The sequence below is a fragment of the Pseudomonas sp. 51_B genome (assembly GCF_017491595.1).
In the GTDB taxonomy this organism is placed as follows: domain Bacteria; phylum Pseudomonadota; class Gammaproteobacteria; order Pseudomonadales; family Pseudomonadaceae; genus Aquipseudomonas; species Aquipseudomonas promysalinigenes.
On the sequence record NZ_JAFGYW010000342.1, the window covers coordinates 1 to 462 of the forward strand.

Annotated in this window: 1 pseudogene; it reads right to left on the reverse strand. The window is 69.9% G+C overall.

Annotated features, from left to right (window positions below):
• Positions 1–153: 153 nt before the first annotated feature.
• Positions 154–462 (reverse strand): annotated as a pseudogene (locus tag J5M56_RS25140) (poly-beta-hydroxybutyrate polymerase); the annotation flags it as partial.

A 462-nucleotide genomic window follows, 5' to 3' on the forward strand; every position in this document is an offset into this window, starting at 1 on the left:
GCGTCGAGGTGCGCGGGGTTCACGTCGCCGGACATCGCGGCGAACAGATCGATGTCGTCGCGCGACGCGGTGCGCACGAGCGACGCGCTATCGCCGATCGCGAGCGAATCGAACGGGCGGTTCTGCAGGATTTCGCGGTCCACGCGGCACTCCTTATTTCTGGAACACATAGGTGCCCGGCGCGTCGCCGAGCGTGCGCGCGCCCGGCTTGCCGAGCGGCGGCGGCGCGACGCGCTGCGGGCTCGAATGCCGGGCAAGCCATGCGTGCCACGCGGGCCACCACGAGCCTTCGAAATCGGTCGCGCCGGCAAGCCATTCGTCGGGCGAGATGCTCGGCGCGGCGGCGGCCGTCATCTTCATCCGGTAATGGCGCTTCGCATGGCCGGGCTCGCTGACGATGCCCGCGTTATGGCCGCCCGCCGTCAGCACGAACGTCACGTCGCTGCCGCTCAGGTAGTGGAT